The following is a 20,142-nucleotide window of genomic DNA, read 5'->3' as shown; positions in this document are numbered from 1 at the left end:
TTAGTGAGGGCAAGACTGGGAGGACAGAGCAGAAAAGGTGAAAAGGAAGGAAATACGTAACAAAAATGTACAATGGGTAACAAAACCTCAGGCTAAACAGACCTTGTACTGAGCGAAGCCGAAGTACATTTTTTGTATAAAATCTTCCTTGTCTACAATACCTCCTTGTCTTCGGTGGTCCTGCCTCAACAGATAATATTAAAAACCTACCCCTGTGAGGGCAGGGGGCAGGAGGTAGGGGAGGTAGGAGTTATTTATTTTGGATTTTGGATTTTGAATTTTGGATTGTTTTTGTTAACTCCAATCTAAAATCTAAAATCTAAAATCTAAAATTTTTTTCCCCAGTCCCCAGTTCCCAGTCCTTACTTCACACTCCGCCCAAAACCAAAATGAGGCCGTGCTTTTTCCATTGTAGGCATTAACCACGCTAACCCTTCGCTGGTTCCCACCCATAACTTATTACCCACATCAGGGGCAAGAGTCAACACCTGACGAGAAGGCAAACCGTTTCAAGTTACGCATAGTTCATTTTCGGAGATATCTAAATAGACCCAGTATACCCCTAGCGCGTTTTGGGTACATATGTATATAATTGGTAATATTTTTCATCTTCGGTAGAACCACGGTATATTTTCCATTTACCGTTCTACCATTTTTTCGTTATATATTTCGGACAGGTCTAAAGACTATACTGAAATAAATAAAGAGATAAATACAGAAGTTATCAAGAAAATACAAACTATTTATAAACGCAGCATTAGCAATTTAGAAGAAAGAGGTTTAAGAACTTTATTTTTAGCTTATGGAATGGTCACTTGGACAGCAAATGATGGTGGTAGAAATCTTCAAGCACCTTTAGTTCTTATTCCTATATCAATTCAAACAAAGGGGTAAGTAAATTAATCCGATCTGGAGAAGCACAAATTAACCCTGTTTTACTCTATATTTTTGGAAAAAGAATATGGTTATCAAATTACTTCAGAGCAATTATTAAATGTAAATGGTGATTCTGATATTCCAGAAAATGAAATACCAGATTTACAAAATATTGCTGATAAATCAGAAATGTTGAATACTGTTACAGAACTTTACATATTTAGATATGGTAGTCCTATTAAGGGTAAAAATGTCAACATTTCATAATATCTTCCATCTAATGAACATAACTGATTTGTGAACACATACAAGCTTGAAGATAGCGGAATTTATCTAACATTTTTTCACCCCATTCTTTAGGAACATATACAAGTTGTCAAATTAGATAAGCGATGAGACTGGCATAAATTTGTATGCCAATACCATTAACATTTTGGGCTTAATTGTTTATTCAAACATCATAAATATGAACCCCAAGATCATCAAATAACTGAGTACAGTTAAATGCTTTCAGTATAAAGTTTGAATATTATACTCCGTGAATACATTGTATCTGTTTGTCAGCAGTGCAGTTTAGATGACTTGTGATACACTGATATGTACACAGTTGTAAAGCAATCTTAACAAAAAGTTAAAATTTTTCTTATATAAGAAATTTAAATATAAAAGTTAAAAAGTTTCAAAGAATAACTTATCCAAATCTTGATATATTGTGAGTCAAGTTACAAATTGCGTCGTGTGCAATTTTTTATCCTGCGCCCACCCTTGAGCTAAACCACAGTTAACAAAGTTTCCTCCATATCTTTTTCTCCTATCAGGGCAAGATATCAGGAAAGGAAAAACGGGAATGAAAGCTATATAGCCCAAAAACCCGAATTATTCCGATTTTGAGGGGATAACTTCCAAGAATGCCTGTAAAGTTCCGAAGTTTCCCTAAAACTAATCAGGTTTAGTAGGGTTAGCATAAGAGATAGAAAACACTTTGTGTGCGGGTAAAGAAAAATTAAAAGCGTGTCACAGTACGCCTACATATAAAAGAAGATATGCGGTAAACTACAACCGCTGCCAGCTTTTTGTAGCACTAATAACGCTATATCCGCCCACCTCCGTCTTTTCTATATAAGTTTTTCTTATAGTTATCATGAGAAAACGAGAAAGAAAAAGGGCGATAAGAAGTTGCACATAACGTGATTTGATAGTAATAAAGAGTGACTTCTTGGAAGGAAAATATGTCTTACGCGCAAACTTCGACTCAGAGCAAATCTGGGTATCAAGCTGGGGTAAAAGATTACAGACTTACTTATTACACACCTGATTACACACCTAAAGATACAGACCTGTTAGCAGCATTTCGGATGACCCCCCAACCCGGAGTTCCTCCTGAAGAAGCTGGTGCGGCTGTAGCTGCTGAGTCCTCTACTGGTACTTGGACAACAGTATGGACAGACTTGTTAACCGACCTAGATCGTTACAAAGGTCGTTGTTATGATATCGAACCAGTTCCTGGTGAAGATAACCAATATATTGCTTACGTAGCTTATCCTTTAGACTTATTTGAAGAAGGTTCTGTAACCAATATGTTGACCTCTATTGTAGGTAACGTATTTGGTTTCAAAGCTTTACGTGCATTGCGTTTAGAAGACTTACGCATCCCCGTAGCTTACTTGAAAACCTTCCAAGGACCTCCACACGGTATTCAAGTTGAGCGCGACAAATTGAACAAGTATGGTCGTCCTTTGTTGGGTTGTACAATTAAGCCCAAATTAGGTCTATCTGCTAAGAACTACGGACGTGCAGTATACGAATGTTTGCGTGGTGGTTTGGACTTCACCAAAGACGACGAAAACATCAACTCCGCTCCTTTCCAACGTTGGAGAGACCGTTTCTTGTTTGTAGCAGAAGCGATCAAAAAAGCACAAGCAGAAACCGGCGAAATCAAAGGTCACTACTTAAACGTAACCGCGCCTACCTGCGAAGAAATGCTCAAGCGTGCTGAGTTCGCTAAAGAACTCGAAATGCCCATCATCATGCACGACTACTTGACCGCAGGTTTCACCGCTAACACCACCTTGGCTCGTTGGTGTCGTGATAACGGTCTGTTGTTGCACATCCACCGCGCGATGCACGCTGTAATTGACCGTCAAAAGAACCACGGTATCCACTTCCGTGTATTAGCTAAAACCCTGCGGATGTCCGGTGGTGACCACATCCACACTGGTACTGTTGTGGGTAAATTGGAAGGTGAACGCGGCATCACAATGGGCTTCGTTGACTTGCTACGTGAAAACTATGTTGAGCAAGACAAGTCTCGCGGTATCTACTTTACCCAAGATTGGGCTTCTATGCCTGGTGTAATGGCAGTTGCTTCCGGTGGTATCCACGTATGGCATATGCCCGCATTGGTAGAAATCTTTGGTGATGACTCCGTACTACAATTTGGTGGTGGTACATTAGGACACCCCTGGGGTAACGCTCCTGGTGCAACCGCTAACCGCGTAGCACTAGAAGCTTGTATCCAAGCTCGTAACGAAGGACGCAACTTGGCTCGTGAAGGTAACGACATTATCCGCGAAGCTGCTAAGTGGTCTCCTGAGTTGGCCGTTGCTTGCGAACTGTGGAAAGAAATCAAGTTCGAGTTTGAAGCAATGGATACCGTCTGATGATTTAGGATTTGCGATTTTGGACTATTAGAGCAATTTAAAATCCAAAATCCAAAATCTAAAATCTATGGGGCTGGGTCAAGCATGAATCTCAAGCAAATTGCAAAAGACACAGCCAAAACTCTCCAAAGTTATCTGACTTATCAGGCACTTATGACTGTTTTGGCGCAGCTAGGCGAAACTAATCCTCCTCTAGCACATTGGTTGCAAAACTTTTCTGCCGGGAAAATTCAAGACGGAGAAGCGTACATAGAGGAACTGTTTCTAGTAAAGTCAGATTTGGCTTTGCGGATAATGACTGTCCGGGAACACATAGCAGAGGAAGTAACCGATTTCTTACCGGAAATGGTGCGTACTGGCATTCAGGAAGCCAATATGAAACAGCGTCGCCAGCATCTCGAACGCATCACGCAACTAGATTTATCAAGTCCCAGCCCAAAAACAGAACAGCAGAAAATCTCAGATCCTGATTTAGATAATTTATCTGATTAGGATAGGCTTAAGTGCCAAAAACCAAATAGTAAAAAATAGCCACTTAACTAACAACAGCTATGCAAACTTTACCAAAAGAGCGTCGTTACGAAACCCTTTCCTATCTTCCTCCTCTGTCTGACGCGCAAATTGAAAAGCAAGTTCAGTACATTTTAAGTCAAGGTTATATCCCAGCAGTTGAGTTTAACGAAACTTCTGAACCTACCGAACTTTTCTGGACAATGTGGAAGTTACCTTTGTTTGGTGCTAAAACCACCCGTGAAGTATTGAGCGAAGTTCAAGCTTGTCGTTCTCTGTATGGTAACTGCTATATTCGTGTTGTTGGTTTTGACAACATCAAACAGTGCCAAGTTTTAAGCTTCATCGTTCACAAACCCAGCAGATACTAAAATCTGATTCGGTTTAATGTTTCAATAATTTATACATACCCTGGTGAGAGGTAGAGTTTTCTATCTCTCTTTTTTTGTATCGCTCACACGGTTGTGAACACAGATGCAATGATGAGTTGTATTGAAAGTTCATGTTGACTTTTACCAACTTTAATGGTAAATTAAGCAAAACAATTTATGTTTTAATTGTAGTCAAATCTACCTATAAAACTTATTTAAATACATAAAATTCAGACAAATGTAAATTAATTTTGGGTAAGTAAAGTACCCACCCAAAATTTTTGAATAATTGATTTTTTAGAAATTAATCAAGACTAAAAATTTACTATTTTAGTCAGTGGCAATGATCACATCAGTGGCTTTAATTACAGCATAAACCTGACTACCTTCTTGAATTTTTAGGTTGTCAGCCGAAGTTTTAGTAATGATTGAAGTTACTTCAACTCCAGGAGCTATTTCTATTATTACTTCAGAATTAACCAACCCAGGTACAACTTTTTTGACAGTGCCTTTGAGTGCATTACGGGCGCTAACTTGCATATTTTTATCTTCCTGATTATTGTTTATAATCAAACCAATAGTTATCATTATCTCGTTTAATTTTTGATTATAATTATACTTAATATATTTTTAATTTTTTCATGAATTAAAAAATATTTGGTCTTATTGAATTCATCTTATTAAATTTAGGACTTACCCATAAGTCACGGAAGAATGAACCACGTTCGCGAAGCGTGCCGAAGGCATAGGAGCGAAGGACACGAAGGAAAGAGGGTTGGAGAGATATTTTGCGTAAGTCCTGAAATTGATGGCTAATATATCACAACATTTTGCCAATTTGCTGGCTAGGTACAAATTTTTCTCCTCAATTTTGTTGAGAGATTGATTGTATATTTGTATATATTTATGTAAATTTTCTGAAAACACTTAAAAACTCAACGGGTTCTCAAACCTGTTCTGCATCTAGATTTGCCAATATTAACAAAACTTCATAAAGTTTTGTATTTCAATTTATAAAGAAAATATGTGGAAAATTAGATGAGAGCAAATATCAACTATATAAACATTCATAAGGGAGTGAACGGTTGTCAGATAGGAATATCTCAAAATTTGACGTAATTTAAGATTCTAATTATCAAGAATAATAGAGATTACGTCAGTATCTTGTTCTTTTCAAAAAGGACGACATTATATGACTAAATCACACCTTTCTCCAGATGATTTGCCTACCTATAAAACTACGCAAATCAGCGAATTATTAATGAGTCAACTGGAAGAAGTTACTAAAAAACGCTTTTTCCTAGCGTGTGAAAATACGGTGCGCGTTGTCTTATCCAGTTGCCATTGGTATTTTAAGGTTAATGGTGGTATTTTAATATTAATGATGGTTTGTCATGATATCGAAAGTTACCAAAATATCATGATTAATGTTCCCTATTTGGCAGATAAGTTAAAGCGTTTTGCTAATAAAGCCAAAATTAGTATTAGTTCACCAGTAAATAATGGTATCCCTTGGGTAATAAGTGTAGATCAACCTTGGCCTGGGGAAGACGTAAATAATTCTTAAATCAGGGAACAGGTGACAGGTGACAGGTGACAGGTGACAGGTGACAGTAAGAAGAAAATATCTCGTTCCTAGTCTCCGGCTAGGAATGACATAACAGAGGCTCTGCCTCTGCTTTAATAGAAGTCAGAGACTTCTATAATTCATTCCCATACAGAGTATGGGAACGAGAATTTTTACTTCTGCCTTCTGCCTCCTGCCTTCTGCCTTCTCTACGCATCCATTTCCGCTAATTCTAACCAGCGTTCTGTGGCCACATCTATAGCTTGCTTGAGTGCTTCTACCTGTTCATATAAATTTTGCACTTGGGTATATTTTCCCGGTGGCACATTTGCTAAAGCTTTTTCTGTTTCTGCTTTTTCTGTTTCTAATTGGGCAATTTTACCTTCTAATTGCTCAAATTCTCGTTTTTCCCAGTTAGATAAACGCCGACGTTTTTTAGTTTCTGTTTCTGGAGTTGGTGTTTTTTCCTCGGTGGTATTTTTCGCCTTTTCTTTACTATTAACTGCTTCCTGTTGTGCAGTTTCTTCAGCTTTTTTGTAATCTAAATAAACTGAATAATTACCCGGATACTGTCGTAAATTCCCACCTTCTTCTAGTGCAAAAATAGTATCTACAGTACGATCTAAAAAATACCGATCATGGGAAACTACAATTACACAGCCAGAAAAATCTTCTAAATATTCTTCCAAAACTGCTAACGTTTGCACATCCAAATCATTAGTCGGTTCATCTAAAATCAAAACATTCGGCGTACTAATCAGCAAGCGTAACAAAAATAAACGCCGTTTCTCTCCCCCAGAAAGTTTATAAATGGGCGCATATTGCTGATTTCCAGGAAATAAAAACCTCTCTAACATTTGGGAAGCAGTAATTTTTGTCCCGTCAGCAATTTTGATAAATTCCCCTTCTTCCTTAACGTAATCAATTACGCGCTGATTTTCATTAACTGCTGATAGTAATTCTTCAGAATGTTGATCAAAATAAGCAATATGTATTGTACTACCAATTTCTACAGTACCGCTATCTGGGGGAATGCGTCCGGTGATAATATTCATTAAAGTTGATTTTCCAGAACCATTTCCACCAATAATCCCGATTCTATCTTCGGGACTAAATTCATAGGTAAAATCATTAATTAAAGTTCTATCATTGTAAGCTTTAGTAATGTTATTGAGTTCAATAACTTTTTTACCAATACGTCTGCTAACTGTAGAAATATCAACCTTACCCTGAGCTTGTTTAAACTCAGTTTCGCGCATTGCTTGAATACGTTGAATCCGGGCTTTTTGTTTGGTGCTTCTGGCTTTTGGTCCTCTCTTTAACCATTCTAATTCTCGACGTAATACACCTTGATGTTTACGTTGACTACTCACAGCAGATTCTTCTGCTAAAGCTTTCTTTTCTAAATAATAGGAATAATTACCGGAATAGGTATAAATGTCACCTCTATCAATTTCGATAATTCTATTAGTAACTTTATCCAAAAAATAGCGGTCGTGAGTAATGAGAAATAATGCACCACGAAAGCGATTTAAATAACTTTGTAACCATTCCACAGATAAAGCATCCAGATGGTTTGTAGGTTCATCCATCAACAATACATCTGGTTCAGCTAACAAAGCTGTTGCTAGTGCTATCCGCTTTCTGTAACCTCCTGATAATGTGCCAACTTTCACATCAAAGTCAGCAATTCCTAATTTTGTGAGAATAATTTTCGCATTGGTTTCTAATTCCCATGCACCAGTAGCATCCATCTGCTGCATGACAAGAGATAAGCGAGACATTAATATAGAATCTTCGGGATAATGAGCTAATTTATCCGTCAGTTCTTCATATTCCCGCACTAAATTTGTATGTTCACCACTATCAGCAAATATCTGTTCTAAAACTGTGTGATTTTCATCTAATTCTGGTTGTTGAGGTAAGTAAATAATTTTAGCACCAGAGTTGGTTAAAATTTGTCCGCCATCAATTGATTCTAGCCCAGCTATCATTTTTAATAAAGTTGATTTACCAGAACCGTTAGTGCCAATTAAACCAACTTTATCAGTGGCATCAATGCTAAATGTGGCATCTTTTAATATTTCTTTGATCCCAAAATCTTTTTTAACTGATTGTAATGTAATAAGACTCATAAAATTTGGTAATGGGTAATGGGTAATGGGTAATGGGTAATTGGTGATTGGTAATTGATAATTGGTAATGGGTAATTGATTACTATTACCCCTCTTTCCTGTCACCTGTCACCTGTCACCTGTCACCTGTCACCTATCCAACAAATAAATCCAGGGGTAAATGTCCATACATTTCATTTACTCCACCTTCATAATAGGATTGACAAGAAACTAATACACCGCGATGATGTCCGGCGTAGGAATCTAAATAACACAGTCCATTTTTACCGTTTAATTTGATATAAACTGGACCTTCTGGGTGAGGTAAATTATCTGGTGCTTGATAACCGAAAGCGTGAGAATAGGTTTTCATTGCCAAAATTCCTTCTTCAGCTGTATCAGCACAAATCCCTAAAATTTGGTAATCAGACTGCTTAATAAGCAAAATTATTGCCTCACGGGTTAAGGCTTTTTCTAATGGTTTGAGGACAGGTGCTATATCTAAGCAGTTAAATTTGTTGAGGATTTTTTTGGCTTCGGAAATGGTGAGGTTGGTGCGGTTAGAAGTTGACATATAGCAATTGGATGTGTGAATTTACTTGGTTAGACAGGAAAAAGGTAAAAGTTAATAGAATTATAGAAGATTAAGGTATATTTCGTGAATTGAAAAATCAAATCTTCATGCTCTATATTTTATATATGTAAGTAAGTAAGTAAGTAAGCATTCAGCAGTCAGTAATCAGCTTTTGTTTCTAGTGAAACTGAGTTAATAAAAAGGATGCTCCAGTTTTGTCAAATTCCACCAGTGTTAATGATATCAATTTACAGCCTATTATGGTTTTCTTCTTTTTTGCTCACTCCTGACTCAAGAGGGCAACCACAGGGGGTTGCCCCTACGACTGACTCCTTTTATTTTTGATACAAATCAAGATTGATTTGAGATTTTGCCCAAGTTAAAAATAAAGGGAATACTACCTTGGGAATTTTCACCCATAACAAGCACATTTGGCATTTGTGCGCCCCCTGTTTTCCAAGCTTCAATTGCTTCTTTTTGTAAAACTAATTGTCCTCCTTGAGCTTTGAGAGTTTCTGCTAACAGTCTTTGAGCTTCGGCTTTACCTTTAGCGCGGTTAATTTCGGCTTGGGCTTCTTGTTCGGCTTCTCTTGCTATGTAGACGGCTCTTTGCGCTCTCTGTTCCGCAATTTGTTTTTCTTCAACTGCTCGCGCAAATTCTGGAGAAAAGGTTAAGTCAACTACGCTCGTATCTAATACGATTATCCCATATTTATCTAAGCGATCGCCTAATGCTGTATCAAAATCTTCTTTTAATTCACTTCTTTTGGTAATTGCTTCTTCTACTGTACGTTTTGCTGCTGCTATTTTAAATGCTTCCTGGGTTTGGGGCGCAATAATTTTAGAAACTATATTTTCTAGTGTACCTTGTTTTCTTCTTACTTCCACTACTTGCATCGGATCAAGACGAAAATTAATGGCAAATCTCGCAGTTAAATTTTGCAAATCTTTGGTAGAACTTTCTGCGGGAACTTCAAATTTCTGCACCGTTAAATCATACACATCTATCACTGAGATAAATGGCGGTTTAATGTGGATACCTTCTGTTAACGCACCGTCTCTAGCTTTACCCAAGATGCTAATCACTCCCGCTTGTCCAGGATTGATAATGACAAAGGAATTTAACCCCAAAATCACTATTATTGCCGCTATTATTCCTATAATTGAAGTCTGTAAATTTCCAAGTTGTTGATTTTTCAAGGTTATATCTCCTTTTATATACTGGTTTTTGAGTAAAATAACACAAATTCAGTTAATTAAAACTAATATTTGCCCAAGATTTAGATTTTTAATGTTAATTTGGCTGAAAATAACCCACCCATAACTATTTTTAATTAGGTTTCTGAAAATACACTGCTAGTAATATAATTCTTCTCTTGCTCAGGAAGCCGGATTTATTACCTGATTTATGGTAATATTGGATGCACGCGACTTTAAAGGGCTGTGGCTACAGAAATCAAATCTCACAAAGCATCAAGAAAGCGTAGGCATTTTGTACATCCTCTGCAACGTCTACTGGAATATGGACATGAATATCAACGACAAATTTGGTTAGCTACTGGTGCTTCTATCCTCAATAAAGTTTTTGACTTAGCACCACCGGCTTTAATTGGTATTGCGGTGGATGTGGTTGTCAAACAACAAGATTCTATCATTGCTCAGTTAGGTATTAAAAATATTTCTGGGCAGTTCGCTATTTTATCATTTCTCACGGTCGTTACTTGGATCTTAGAATCATTTTTTGAGTATCGCTATAAGTTACTTTGGCGGAATTTGGGGCAGAATATTCAGCATAATTTACGTCTGGATGCTTATAAACACCTACAAGACTTAGAATTAGCTTATTTTGAAGAACGCAGTACGGGTGGTTTAATGTCTATCCTCAATGATGATGTTAACCAACTAGAGCGTTTTTTAGATGTGGGTGCAAATGATATTATCCAAGTGATTACAACTATTGTAATTATTGGCAGCGCCTTTTTTATTTTAGCTCCTAGTGTAGCATGGATGGCTATGTTACCTATGCCCTTTATTCTAGGGGGTTCGGTAGCTTTTCAGAAATTACTTGCTCCCCGCTATGCTAATGTACGGGAAAAGGTGGGTTTACTTAATGGCAGATTATCTAATAATCTGAGTGGGATTACTACTATTAAAAGTTTTACATCTGAAGATTATGAAGCAGCGCGGATAGAATCAGAAAGTAATGCTTATCGGGTTAGTAATGCCAAAGCAATTGCTTTTTCTGCGGCTTATATTCCCATTATTAGAATGTTTATTTTAGCAGCATTCACAATATTATTGATTTTTGGGGGAATGCAAGTCATAGCAGGTAATCTAGCAGTTGGTGCTTATAGTTCTTTAGTGTTTTTAGTGCAATTATTATTGTGGCCTTTAACCAGATTAGGAGATACTTTTGATTTATATCAAAGGGCAATGGCTTCTACTAATCGAGTTATGGATTTGTTAGATACTCCGATTGAGATTCATACAGGAAATATTAATTTACCGGTGGAATTGGTGCGGGGTGCGGTAGAGTTTCAAAATGTGACTTTTGCTTATAAAGATAGACTACCAGTAATTAAACATTTATCTCTAGAAATTCCTGCCGGAAATACCATTGCTATTGTGGGTTCAACAGGGTCAGGAAAAAGCACCTTAGTTAAACTTTTGCTGAGATTTTATGAAGCCCAATATGGTAAAATTACTCTTGATGGTGTGAATTTACAAAGTTTAAATTTACGAGATTTACGCCGTTGTATTGGTTTGGTTAGTCAGGATGTGTTTCTGTTTCATGGTACTGTAGCGGAAAATATTGCCTATGGTACATTTGACGCTTCCCAGGAAGATATTATCATGGCCGCGAAAGTCGCAGAAGCCGATGATTTTATTATGCGATTGCCCCAAGGTTATGAGACAATTGTGGGAGAGCGGGGACAAAAGTTATCTGGTGGACAGAAACAACGAATAGCTATAGCTCGTGCAGTTTTGAAAAATCCGCCCATTTTAATCTTGGATGAAGCGACATCGGCAGTGGATAATGAAACAGAAGCTGCTATTCAGCGTTCTTTAGAAAGGATAACAGTTAACAGGACAACAATTGCAATCGCTCACCGTCTCTCTACCATCCGCAATGCTGATTGCATTTATGTCATGGAACATGGACAATTAGTAGAATCAGGAACTCATGAACAACTGCTAGAGAAAGATGGCGTTTACACCAATCTCTGGCGTGTACAATCGGGGTTAAGATAGGTGACAGTTTACAGGTGACAGGTGACAGTGAATAAGCATGGGAGCTTTCTAGCAGGGAGCAGGGGGAGGTTAATTTACCAATTACCCATTATGAATTATGAATTACCAATTACCAATTACCCATTACCAATCACCAATTATGTTTAGCAGTGCAAAACCAGAAACCGGGGATACCAAGTGGCGGAAACAATTAGATAAATTTGTCAAAGAAAATCAGCAAGAATTAGCTGCTTTATTTTGGGGATTGTGGTTAGAAAATGGCGATAGTCAGGGAACTATTGGTATTGATTTACAACCTCAGCCGCATTTTGTTTATTGTCCTCAAGAAGCGGTAGAAAAATTAAATGAGCGAGTGGAAAACCGACTACAAGAACTTCTAGGAATTATTGATAATAATAAACCAGAAATAGAAGTTTTAATGATTGGTATTGGTAAAGGAGAAATTAAATTAATTCAATTTGCACCTGAACCAGCACCGCAAAAGTGTTTTGAACAAGTTGGTAAAGATGTGGATACTTTGTTGGATTCTTTGGAACAAAAGATGAGTGAACAGTTAGTAATTTAAGAAAGCAAAAAATCGCAACTTTAGAAATAAGAAAATAATTAAATAGGAGAAAATAATGCCTAGAAAACGTCTGACTGAATTATTACAAGAAGAAGCTCAAAAATTTACCCCATCTCCCGATGAAACTGCGATTGAAGTTACAGCAGAAAAAGTCTTAGATACAGAAGAAACAGCAGAAACAGCAGAAACAGAAATTTCTACATTTGAGGAAACCACAGTTAAAACACCCTTGGAAACCACCGCTAAACGCGCAAATCCTACTAAAGCAGAATTAGAAATTACCATCAAGAACTTACAGGAATCTTTGGAAAAATACCAAAATCAAGAAACTACGCTGCAACAAGAAATCACTGAATTAAAAACCGCATTATCTGAACATAAATCTTTATCAGAAAAATTAGGTAAAGAACTTTATGAAACTAAAAAAACAGCATTAAAATTAGCTGAATCTAATTCTCAACTTATAGAAGAAAATAATGAACTTAAAAAGCAAACAGTGAAAGAAACAGTGAAAGAACCTGTTAAAGAAACCGTAAAACAACCTGCAAAAGAAATTACTAAATCTTTAGCAGTTAATCCCAGAAAATCCTACAAACCACCAGAAATAATTGTAGAAAAATCTAAACCAGATACAAAAAAAGATGATTTCTCTAATAATACTTGGTTGTATGATTAGAATTTAAGCTCCACATCATACCGCAGTTAGTAAGGATTCAGAATACTTTACCCCAAAGAAAATATTTTTAGCTGCTTCTAATTCTTTCTCCCGACTCCTGACTCCTAACTCCTTACCTAAATTCTAAAATATGTTGTGCTGTAATTTCTGCTTTTTCCAAGTGGGGAATATGACCACAATCTTTAATCCAAATTAGCTGACTTTGGGGAATAGCTTTTTTAAATTTGGGAGCATCCTTAGTTCCTAAAATTTTATCATTATCACCCCATAAAATCAGAGTTGACTGTTGAATTGTTGCCAATTGCGGAAATTTAAAAGCACTGTAACCACCGCTTTTAGTAAAAGCAATTAAAGCTTGACTCCAATTAGGCATTTTTAAGTGTAAATCCCCACAACATAAAGCATCCGCATTTATTAAATCTGGGTTTTTATAAGCACTGCGACAAATGCGATCGCGCACTTTGGGATTACGTAAAAACTCCGCTGCTAAATTATATAACTGGGGAATCATTAATTTACTTAATGCTGAACCACCTTTCAACCCAGCACTATCAATTAATATCAATTTTTGCACCACTTCCGGGTAAGTGAGGGTAAAATCTATCGCCGCAGCACCACCCATAGAAGCACCAACCAAAATCACAGGTTGGTTAATCAGGGTTTTCCAGAAATAATAGAGATGAGTTTTAATAGCTAAGGGACTATAAGCAATATCCGGTTGTCTATCTGTAAAACCAAAACCCAATAAATCTACTGCCCAAGTTTCATTTTTGTCAGCCAGCAGGGGTAAAAGTCGGCGATACTCTAAAATCGAACTATCAAAACCATGAACCAATAAAATTGGAGTATCGCCACTACCTTGATGTACGTAAGTAGTGGTAATAGCTTCAGGACTTAAAGGAGTAGCAATGTCTTGACTTTGGATACTTTGAGCCAAGGCAATAGAAGCTGGTTCTGTCAGCTTGTCAACAGCAGCAGGTAAAAAACTTGGAAACATAAACATCAGTTTACATCATCTTGACCACCGACTACTGACAAAAAGAAAATTTCCCCAAATGAAAAAATGGGGACCAAAGCCTCGTACAATAAATATCACTTATTCTGGATTTCTGGAGAGTCAAGCCATGCCAATGGCAGTTGGCGTAATCGAAACTTTAGGTTTTCCCTGTGTACTCGCAGCAGCAGACGCGATGGTTAAATCTGCCGCTGTCACAATCGTATATTATGGCATCGCAGAAAGCGGACGCTTGTTAGTCGCCGTCAGGGGACAGGTGGCGGAAGTTAAAACAGCAGTTGCTGCGGGAATAGCTTCTGGAGAAGAAGTTTATGGTGGACAAGTGATCACACATTATATAGTTCCCAATCCCCCGGAAAATGTGGAAACGATTTTACCCATCCACTTCACTTCCAAATCTGAACCTTTTCGGATTTTTTAAGCAAATTTGCTATCAAAATAACTTGTAGCAGATAATTTTATTCATAAAGGAGATTAATAATGTCACTACAGGCCGTTGGATCTTTAGAAACAAAGGGTTTTCCCGCAGTCCTAGCAGCAGCAGACGCGATGGTAAAAGCTGGACGAGTTACCTTAGTTGGTTATATCCGAGTAGGTAGCGCCCGGTTTACAGTGAATATTCGTGGTGATGTTTCTGAAGTTAAAACCGCTATGGCCGCTGGTGTGGAAGCAGCAGAAAACGTCTATGGTGGTACTTTAGAATCTTGGGTAATCATCCCCCGTCCCCATGAAAACGTCGAAGCTGTTTTACCCATTGCTTATACAGACCAAGTTCAGCAATATCGAGACTCTGTAGAAAATCCCATCGTCAGATCATCTAGCGGTAGATAAATACAGGGAACAGGTGACAGGTGACAGGTGACAGGTGACAGGAAGAAAAAGATTCTCCCCCAATCCTACACCCTACACCACACACCCGATAATTGACTACGGACTAATAGCTATGTATTCAAAAGCAATAAATTTTTAGTTCTCTTACTGCCATATCCAGAAATAATTACTTAAACTCAGTAATCTCAGTCACAGTAAACCTATAAACTATTTATAGTAATATTCTGAATACTGAGATTGAGTAAGAGTTCTGCCCTGTTCTGCCCTTTTACCAAAATAGCTCCTGACTTTTGTAAAGAAATGATATTTGGATACAAAAATCTAAAGCTTTGATTAATTTTACTCAATAGTTTCCCCGGGGAGAAATAATTGTAATTGTGAGCATATCCAAATAATCTTTGTTTTTATGAAAGATGTGTAAACAGCAAAACTACTTGACTTTTCTGACTTGACTTTTCTTATTGTCTAATAAATATCAAGACTGGTAAAGAAGTGAACGCAAAAATAACGAGAGAAAGCTGAAACCTAGACAGGTTAATTTTCGTCAGAGACTCATAATTAATCTTTTTTACCTTTGGAAGTAAGCATTCAGCCGTTAGCCGTCAGCCGTCAGCAAAAGTCACAAAGAACACAAATATCAGCCTGTGAATTTCTCTGCTCAAAGCCTGGTAATCTAGTAAAATTATGATTTTATTAACAACCAGTCTATTTACATCTGAAAGCTGATTACTGATTACTGATAGCTGAATACTTACCTTTGGACTAACAAAGTGAAATACCTAAACTAAAAATTCAGCATTTGGATCAAAAATCAATGAGCAAGATTTTTTGAGAAGTAGTTTGCGTATTTTGAGAACAAGGGCAGCTATTGGTTAGTAATTTAAGTGGGTATAGGGGTTGTGATGCAAACTTTAAAGCCGAGTTTCGAGGAGCGCAATCTCACTATGGAAACGGATGCGGCACACTTAGCGCAATATTGGCAAAAGCGACTCGCTGCTGAATGTCCAGAACAAAGTGAGGGCGCTAGACATAGTATTTTGCTTTGGCTTTTGGGATCAGATGTCAAAAGATTTGATTTACTCACCCCAAAAGAACTGGAAATAGCTAAACAAGCAATGGAATATCGCTGTCGGATTTTACAGCAGCGATACTTAGGAATGGGGCGAGAACGTGCTTATCGTAACCTGATTAATCGCTTGGGAAGCGTGATGACACTGAGAAATAAAATTCAAACTTGGGTGTCTTTAAGTCGCGATCGCCAGCGCAGTGTGGTCGATGTATTACAAGAAGTTCTCCAAGAACTGCTGCAAAGTGATTCATATATGCAGCAACAAATGTCTGCCATTGCCGATGTCACCACAGATAGAAGATTACAGGATACCTTACTATTTGCCAGCATCGAAGAATATTGTTTGCGTCCAGTACGTAATCAACCCCTCTTGGCTTATCGTTTTGTTAACTACTTGCGACGGGTTCAGCGTGGTGGGCTAACCCAAGTTCCAGCTAACGACTTGATTCGATTGGTTTCTGATGAAGTGCTGACAGAAGATACAGATAACCCCCTGAACTTGGTAGATAATCAGGCGATCGCCCAATATCAAGAAGCACAAAAATTAGAAGAGCAACAATCACTACGTCAAGCTGTATATCAAGAATTTGCCCAATACTTACTGGAAAATCTGGGACAAACCGCAGTAGATTGGCTGCAATTATACCTACAAGGCAAAACTCAAGAAGAGATTGCCAAAAAACTCAATAAGCCAATTAAGGAAGTATACCGACTGCGTGAAAAAATTAGCTACCATGCTGTCCGCGTTTTTGCCATCAAAGGTCAATCAGAACTGGTAGAAAGCTGGCTCTCAATTTCCTTACAAGAACACAATTTCGGTTTAACACCAAACCAATGGCAGCAGTTGGAAGAAAAAGTCACTAATCTGGGCAGACAGATTCTCCAGTTACGCAGAGCCGGTCACTCTATAGAAGCAATAGCCCAAAATTTACAACTCAAAACCCATCAGGTTATGGGTGAATGGACTAAAGTCTATCTGGCCGCTCAAACTTTAAGAACAAAAGATTCTCTTTAAATTTCGCAACTCTAGTTGGTGAAAACTGAAGAGAGCCAATTCTGACGTAGAATGTAGAATCTCCGTGGCTTTAGCCCGGAGAGTGTCAAGCTAGGTGCATCTTTAGCACACTCGGAGTAGCTTTTCTGACTCTAGCTAAAATCGTTTCTTTGCCTAGACGCTGACAAGCTTCATAACGATGGCAACCAGAAAAGCCATAATAGCTTCCATCTACTTCTAGAACGTCTATCGGTTCTTGTTGCCCAATTTCTGCTATTGATTCCATTAGTTGCTTAACTTTCGCTGGATCGTTCTGACGCGGTAATGGGCGTTGAATTTGATTTAAAGGAATTTCTTGAATTTTTACCATAGAAGTTTTGCTGATGAGTTTTCTATCCCAGCTAAATCATAATCATTATGACTTCGATTTGCAACTATTTGAGAAAAAAAAGGTAATGATATGATTGAATGGCATCAACAACAAAGCAAAATCGCTACAAAATTCCTTAAAAGTTGCCTTCAAGCCTCACTGTGGTAGCAAAATCAGGTTTTCATGAAAATCTTTTTCTGGCGTTCTTCCTACAAAATACTCACCACATTCTGTTTACTGGGACTGACTGCTGCATCAACTCCTGTCAACAATAACCCAGATGTGGAACTGAAAATTGGTATTGTCCAGCGATTTGGATCTACACCTACTGCTAAATTAAAATTGACACCGACCAAAGGCGATCGCCTAAAGCTAAAATGGCAACAAGGTCATCAACAGCAAACCCTAGTTACTGCCAACCCCATCCAACTGGAAACCGTCATGGAGACTTTGCCTCAAGCAAAAGTGCAGGAGGTAGTAGTTTTAGGCAACTATCGCACCTTTGAAACAGCAGAAGACAGCGCCAGAAATTGGCGTTCTCAGGGAATAGAGGTGGAAATAGCTCAACCTGAACGCTGGCAAGTATGGGCAAAACGAGATGTTTACAGCAGTCCTTTACTCAGGAGATTGTTGTTACAAAACATACAAAAATCAGGACAAAAGCTGCCATATTTAGATACACAAATTCTCCAACAAGTACCGCAAGTCAGTTGGGAAATTAACGGTAAGCGATACAGCAATAATTATCTAGAGATAACCAGTAATAAAAACCTAATTCGCGTCAATAACAGCGAAAAACCAGAGAATGCGCGTCTTTATCCAGGGCGGTTGAACTTACAGCCCAATGCTTATGGTAGCTACTCCCTAGTAAATCAAGTAGCTTTAGAAACATACTTACGTGGAGTTTTACCTTATGAAATTGGCACAAGAGCGCCCCAAGCGTCCCTAGAAGCTCAGGCTATAATTGCCCGCACCTATGCCCTGCGGAATGTACGCAGATTTGAAGTTGATAACTATCAATTATGTGCGGATACACACTGCCAGGTTTATGATGGACTAAATGGCGTGGCAAAAACCACAGATCAAGCGATCGCTGCCACCAGGGGCATGGTATTAACCCATAATAACGAATTAGTCGATGCCCTCTATTCTTCAACCACAGGTGGAGTTACAGCTTACTTTAGCGATGTGTGGAATGGAGAAGATCGTCCTTATTTGCGTCCAGTAGTGGATGCAGCTACAAATATTTGGGACATATCAAAAAATAATTTAGCAGATGAAAATAATTTACGGCAGTTTATTAACCTGAAACAAGGATTTAATGAAAGTAAATGGGATGTATTCCGCTGGAGCAAACAAACTAGCTTAGAAGATATTACCAAAGACTTACAAAAATTTTTGCGGGCAAAAAAGAGTCCATATAGCAAATTCAAAACCATTGAAGCTATGGCTGTTACCAAGCGCAGCAACAGCGGTAGAATTTTAGAACTAGCTGTAAAAACCGATATTGGCGTTTTCACCTTACATAAAGATGAAGTTCGCAGCGCCTTTGCGGCTCCCCGCAGTACACTATTTTATTTACAACCTCTCAACAAAGGTACACCAGGGATCTGGGGATACGCTTTTATTGGTGGAGGTTTAGGCCATGGAGTAGGGTTAAGTCAAACAGGCGCTCAAAATTTAGCCAAACTCGGCTGGCCAAGTGCTAAAATTCTTCAGTTTTATTATCCGGGTACAGAACTTAAAATACTTGGTAACGAAATTCAACCTTTCTTAACATCTTCAGATAGCAAAACAGGTAGATAATTGCGGTAAGCTAGAAATAACAAGAGAAGAAATTGATACAAAACATCCACCGCTGTACTGCTGTAACAGTAAGGCGGTGGTAAGTTCTCAAAAAAGTAAAGTTCGACTTTTAGTAAAGTTCTTCTTCTTTGTGTGTTTGGATTGTACAGTCAGAAGTTGGGTATGCAACACAAGTCAAAACATATCCAGCTTCGATTTGATCATCATCTAAGAAAGATTGATCAGACTGATCAATTGAACCAGAAACGATTTTACCTGCACAGGTAGAGCAAGCACCAGCGCGGCAGGAGTAGGGAAGATCAAGACCTGCTTCTTCAGCAGCGTCTAGAATATATTCGTCGTCTTTAACGTTAATTTCGTTAGTTGTACCTTCAGCTTCGTTGATTAAAGTGACTTTGTAAGTAGCCATTTAGTATTCCTCTCTTGTAACAACGGCAGTATAAGCTATATTTCAGCAAAATCGGCGGCTGACCTGAAAGGATGAACCGTTGATTTTTATTTGCTTCAATTCTGATACTACGGGAAAATCTCAACCTTGTAACGGAAATTTGACCACGATTAGTAATGAAATTTAGTTACTTATTACCAATAAGTTTTAGTTATGTAAAATCATCATTGCGACAGATGGCGACGACATCTTTGAGGGTATGATTTTTGTGGTTGCACTGGTGACTGGGGACTGGGGACTGGGGACTGGGGGTGGGGGATTGGTGGATGGGAACGGGGGGCGGGGGAGTGGGGGTGGGGGGCTGGTGGATAGCTGAGGCGGGTAGGGAGAGGGAGGGCGGTTGTGTGCAGTGTGCGGTCTAGGATGTGTCTTATAGTGATAGCTCCGATGTACCACAGACTCTGTAAGGTGACGTCAACGGTGACTCTGACTTATGTTTGCGTT

The 20,142-nt window shown here is 38.2% G+C and carries 20 protein-coding genes and 2 pseudogenes; 13 read left to right on the top strand and 9 right to left on the bottom strand.

Annotated features, from left to right (window positions below; translation table 11 throughout):
* Positions 1-362: 362 nt before the first annotated feature.
* Positions 363-506: pseudogene (locus tag FFR48_RS13930) on the bottom strand (transcriptional regulator); the annotation flags it as partial.
* 121 nt (positions 507-627) lie between these two features.
* Between FFR48_RS13930 and FFR48_RS30570 the strand changes: the two are divergent.
* Entirely contained in the window at positions 628-894 is a 267-nt protein-coding gene (locus FFR48_RS30570; protein ID WP_137667766.1) for a DUF4011 domain-containing protein, read from the top strand.
* A gap of 54 nt (positions 895-948) precedes the next feature.
* Complete coding sequence (locus tag FFR48_RS13920) at positions 949-1,143, top strand: hypothetical protein (protein WP_137667762.1); 195 nt, start codon at positions 949-951, stop codon at positions 1,141-1,143.
* Positions 1,144-1,153: 10 nt separating this feature from the next.
* Here the strand turns inward: FFR48_RS13920 and FFR48_RS13915 are convergent.
* Positions 1,154-1,312: pseudogene (locus FFR48_RS13915) on the bottom strand (IS4 family transposase); the annotation flags it as partial.
* Positions 1,313-2,105: 793 nt separating this feature from the next.
* Between FFR48_RS13915 and FFR48_RS13910 the strand changes: the two are divergent.
* The 3 genes from FFR48_RS13910 (at position 2,106) to FFR48_RS13900 (ending at position 4,417) form a co-directional block, all read left to right on the top strand.
* Entirely contained in the window at positions 2,106-3,536 is a 1,431-nt protein-coding gene (locus FFR48_RS13910) for a form I ribulose bisphosphate carboxylase large subunit (RefSeq protein WP_096569915.1), read from the top strand.
* An 84-nt stretch (positions 3,537-3,620) separates the two neighbouring features.
* The gene (gene rcbX, locus FFR48_RS13905) at positions 3,621-4,028 is read left to right on the top strand and encodes a RuBisCO chaperone RbcX (RefSeq protein WP_096569912.1); all 408 of its coding nucleotides are present in this window, start codon (positions 3,621-3,623) and stop codon (positions 4,026-4,028) included.
* Between the two features lie 59 nt (positions 4,029-4,087).
* Positions 4,088-4,417 (top strand): ribulose bisphosphate carboxylase small subunit, encoded by a 330-nt coding sequence (locus tag FFR48_RS13900; protein ID WP_096569910.1) that lies wholly within the window; start codon positions 4,088-4,090, stop codon positions 4,415-4,417.
* A 330-nt stretch (positions 4,418-4,747) separates the two neighbouring features.
* Here the strand turns inward: FFR48_RS13900 and FFR48_RS13895 are convergent, their stop codons facing one another.
* Positions 4,748-4,957: a TOBE domain-containing protein gene (locus tag FFR48_RS13895; protein WP_137667765.1), complete on the bottom strand. Its 210-nt coding sequence runs from the start codon at positions 4,955-4,957 to the stop codon at positions 4,748-4,750.
* A 652-nt stretch (positions 4,958-5,609) separates the two neighbouring features.
* Here FFR48_RS13895 and FFR48_RS13890 point away from each other — a divergent pair.
* A complete protein-coding gene (locus tag FFR48_RS13890; protein WP_096569908.1) occupies positions 5,610-5,984 on the top strand; it encodes a hypothetical protein in 375 nt (124 codons plus the stop codon).
* Between the two features lie 209 nt (positions 5,985-6,193).
* Here the strand turns inward: FFR48_RS13890 and FFR48_RS13885 are convergent, their stop codons facing one another.
* The 3 genes from FFR48_RS13885 to FFR48_RS13875 all read right to left on the bottom strand — a co-directional run bounded on the left by FFR48_RS13885 (position 6,194) and on the right by FFR48_RS13875 (position 9,872).
* Complete coding sequence (locus FFR48_RS13885; protein ID WP_137667764.1) at positions 6,194-8,119, bottom strand: ABC-F family ATP-binding cassette domain-containing protein; 1,926 nt, start codon at positions 8,117-8,119, stop codon at positions 6,194-6,196.
* Positions 8,120-8,252: 133 nt separating this feature from the next.
* A complete protein-coding gene (locus tag FFR48_RS13880) occupies positions 8,253-8,672 on the bottom strand; it encodes a DUF1824 family protein (protein ID WP_137667761.1) in 420 nt (139 codons plus the stop codon).
* A gap of 351 nt (positions 8,673-9,023) precedes the next feature.
* Positions 9,024-9,872 carry a prohibitin family protein gene (locus tag FFR48_RS13875; protein ID WP_190347281.1) on the bottom strand — a complete coding sequence of 283 codons (849 nt, stop codon included), beginning with the start codon at positions 9,870-9,872 and terminating at the stop codon, positions 9,024-9,026.
* Between the two features lie 243 nt (positions 9,873-10,115).
* Here FFR48_RS13875 and FFR48_RS13870 point away from each other — a divergent pair, with 243 nt between their 5' ends.
* From FFR48_RS13870 to FFR48_RS13860, 3 genes are all read left to right on the top strand, one after another.
* A complete protein-coding gene (locus tag FFR48_RS13870) occupies positions 10,116-11,924 on the top strand; it encodes an ABC transporter ATP-binding protein (RefSeq protein WP_137667759.1) in 1,809 nt (602 codons plus the stop codon).
* Between the two features lie 139 nt (positions 11,925-12,063).
* A complete protein-coding gene (gene ccmS, locus FFR48_RS13865; protein ID WP_199291181.1) occupies positions 12,064-12,489 on the top strand; it encodes a beta-carboxysome assembly chaperone CcmS in 426 nt (141 codons plus the stop codon).
* Positions 12,490-12,544: 55 nt separating this feature from the next.
* Positions 12,545-13,165 carry a V-type ATP synthase subunit I domain-containing protein gene (locus tag FFR48_RS13860; RefSeq protein WP_137667758.1) on the top strand — a complete coding sequence of 207 codons (621 nt, stop codon included), beginning with the start codon at positions 12,545-12,547 and terminating at the stop codon, positions 13,163-13,165.
* 112 nt (positions 13,166-13,277) lie between these two features.
* On the opposite strand, the gene FFR48_RS13855 is transcribed toward FFR48_RS13860, so the two are convergent.
* A complete protein-coding gene (locus tag FFR48_RS13855; RefSeq protein ID WP_137667757.1) occupies positions 13,278-14,162 on the bottom strand; it encodes an alpha/beta fold hydrolase in 885 nt (294 codons plus the stop codon).
* 127 nt (positions 14,163-14,289) lie between these two features.
* Between FFR48_RS13855 and FFR48_RS13850 the strand changes: the two genes are divergently transcribed.
* The 3 genes from FFR48_RS13850 to FFR48_RS13840 all read left to right on the top strand — a co-directional run bounded on the left by FFR48_RS13850 (position 14,290) and on the right by FFR48_RS13840 (position 17,095).
* Complete coding sequence (locus FFR48_RS13850; protein ID WP_096572744.1) at positions 14,290-14,601, top strand: carbon dioxide-concentrating mechanism protein CcmK; 312 nt, start codon at positions 14,290-14,292, stop codon at positions 14,599-14,601.
* A 59-nt stretch (positions 14,602-14,660) separates the two neighbouring features.
* On the top strand, positions 14,661-15,011 hold the full coding sequence (locus FFR48_RS13845) for a carbon dioxide-concentrating mechanism protein CcmK (RefSeq protein ID WP_096569894.1): 351 nt from the start codon (positions 14,661-14,663) through the stop codon (positions 15,009-15,011).
* A gap of 890 nt (positions 15,012-15,901) precedes the next feature.
* Positions 15,902-17,095, top strand: coding sequence for a HetZ-related protein 2 (locus FFR48_RS13840; protein ID WP_096572743.1), 1,194 nt, complete (start codon positions 15,902-15,904; stop codon positions 17,093-17,095).
* An 85-nt stretch (positions 17,096-17,180) separates the two neighbouring features.
* Here FFR48_RS13840 and FFR48_RS13835 read toward each other — a convergent pair whose 3' ends face one another.
* The gene (locus tag FFR48_RS13835; protein ID WP_096569893.1) at positions 17,181-17,444 is read right to left on the bottom strand and encodes a ParB N-terminal domain-containing protein; all 264 of its coding nucleotides are present in this window, start codon (positions 17,442-17,444) and stop codon (positions 17,181-17,183) included.
* 183 nt (positions 17,445-17,627) lie between these two features.
* On the opposite strand from FFR48_RS13835, the gene FFR48_RS13830 reads away from it, so the two are divergent.
* Positions 17,628-19,250 carry a SpoIID/LytB domain-containing protein gene (locus FFR48_RS13830; protein ID WP_137667756.1) on the top strand — a complete coding sequence of 541 codons (1,623 nt, stop codon included), beginning with the start codon at positions 17,628-17,630 and terminating at the stop codon, positions 19,248-19,250.
* Between the two features lie 109 nt (positions 19,251-19,359).
* On the opposite strand, the gene FFR48_RS13825 is transcribed toward FFR48_RS13830, so the two are convergent.
* Positions 19,360-19,659, bottom strand: coding sequence for a ferredoxin (locus FFR48_RS13825; protein WP_137667755.1), 300 nt, complete (start codon positions 19,657-19,659; stop codon positions 19,360-19,362).
* Positions 19,660-20,142 lie beyond the last annotated feature (483 nt).

The organism is Sphaerospermopsis reniformis (assembly GCF_005402885.1).
GTDB classification, from domain to species: domain Bacteria; phylum Cyanobacteriota; class Cyanobacteriia; order Cyanobacteriales; family Nostocaceae; genus Sphaerospermopsis; species Sphaerospermopsis kisseleviana.
Note: the sequence above shows the minus strand (reverse complement) of the source record. Positions and strands in the feature narration are given on the sequence as shown.

What these genes read in the sequence shown, in the direction of transcription:
- FFR48_RS13835 (WP_096569893.1), bottom strand. Translation starts at nt 17,444, where the DNA reads ATGGTAAAAATTCAAGAAATTCCTTTAAATCAAATTCAACGCCCATTA.
- FFR48_RS13895 (WP_137667765.1), bottom strand. Translation starts at nt 4,957, where the DNA reads ATGCAAGTTAGCGCCCGTAATGCACTCAAAGGCACTGTCAAAAAAGTT.
- FFR48_RS13890 (WP_096569908.1), top strand. Translation starts at nt 5,610, where the DNA reads ATGACTAAATCACACCTTTCTCCAGATGATTTGCCTACCTATAAAACT.
- FFR48_RS13885 (WP_137667764.1), bottom strand. Translation starts at nt 8,119, where the DNA reads ATGAGTCTTATTACATTACAATCAGTTAAAAAAGATTTTGGGATCAAA.
- FFR48_RS13850 (WP_096572744.1), top strand. Translation starts at nt 14,290, where the DNA reads ATGCCAATGGCAGTTGGCGTAATCGAAACTTTAGGTTTTCCCTGTGTA.
- FFR48_RS13900 (WP_096569910.1), top strand. Translation starts at nt 4,088, where the DNA reads ATGCAAACTTTACCAAAAGAGCGTCGTTACGAAACCCTTTCCTATCTT.
- rcbX (WP_096569912.1), top strand. Translation starts at nt 3,621, where the DNA reads ATGAATCTCAAGCAAATTGCAAAAGACACAGCCAAAACTCTCCAAAGT.
- FFR48_RS13845 (WP_096569894.1), top strand. Translation starts at nt 14,661, where the DNA reads ATGTCACTACAGGCCGTTGGATCTTTAGAAACAAAGGGTTTTCCCGCA.
- FFR48_RS13880 (WP_137667761.1), bottom strand. Translation starts at nt 8,672, where the DNA reads ATGTCAACTTCTAACCGCACCAACCTCACCATTTCCGAAGCCAAAAAA.
- FFR48_RS13825 (WP_137667755.1), bottom strand. Translation starts at nt 19,659, where the DNA reads ATGGCTACTTACAAAGTCACTTTAATCAACGAAGCTGAAGGTACAACT.
- FFR48_RS13910 (WP_096569915.1), top strand. Translation starts at nt 2,106, where the DNA reads ATGTCTTACGCGCAAACTTCGACTCAGAGCAAATCTGGGTATCAAGCT.
- FFR48_RS13855 (WP_137667757.1), bottom strand. Translation starts at nt 14,162, where the DNA reads ATGTTTCCAAGTTTTTTACCTGCTGCTGTTGACAAGCTGACAGAACCA.
- FFR48_RS13830 (WP_137667756.1), top strand. Translation starts at nt 17,628, where the DNA reads ATGAAAATCTTTTTCTGGCGTTCTTCCTACAAAATACTCACCACATTC.
- FFR48_RS13860 (WP_137667758.1), top strand. Translation starts at nt 12,545, where the DNA reads ATGCCTAGAAAACGTCTGACTGAATTATTACAAGAAGAAGCTCAAAAA.
- ccmS (WP_199291181.1), top strand. Translation starts at nt 12,064, where the DNA reads ATGTTTAGCAGTGCAAAACCAGAAACCGGGGATACCAAGTGGCGGAAA.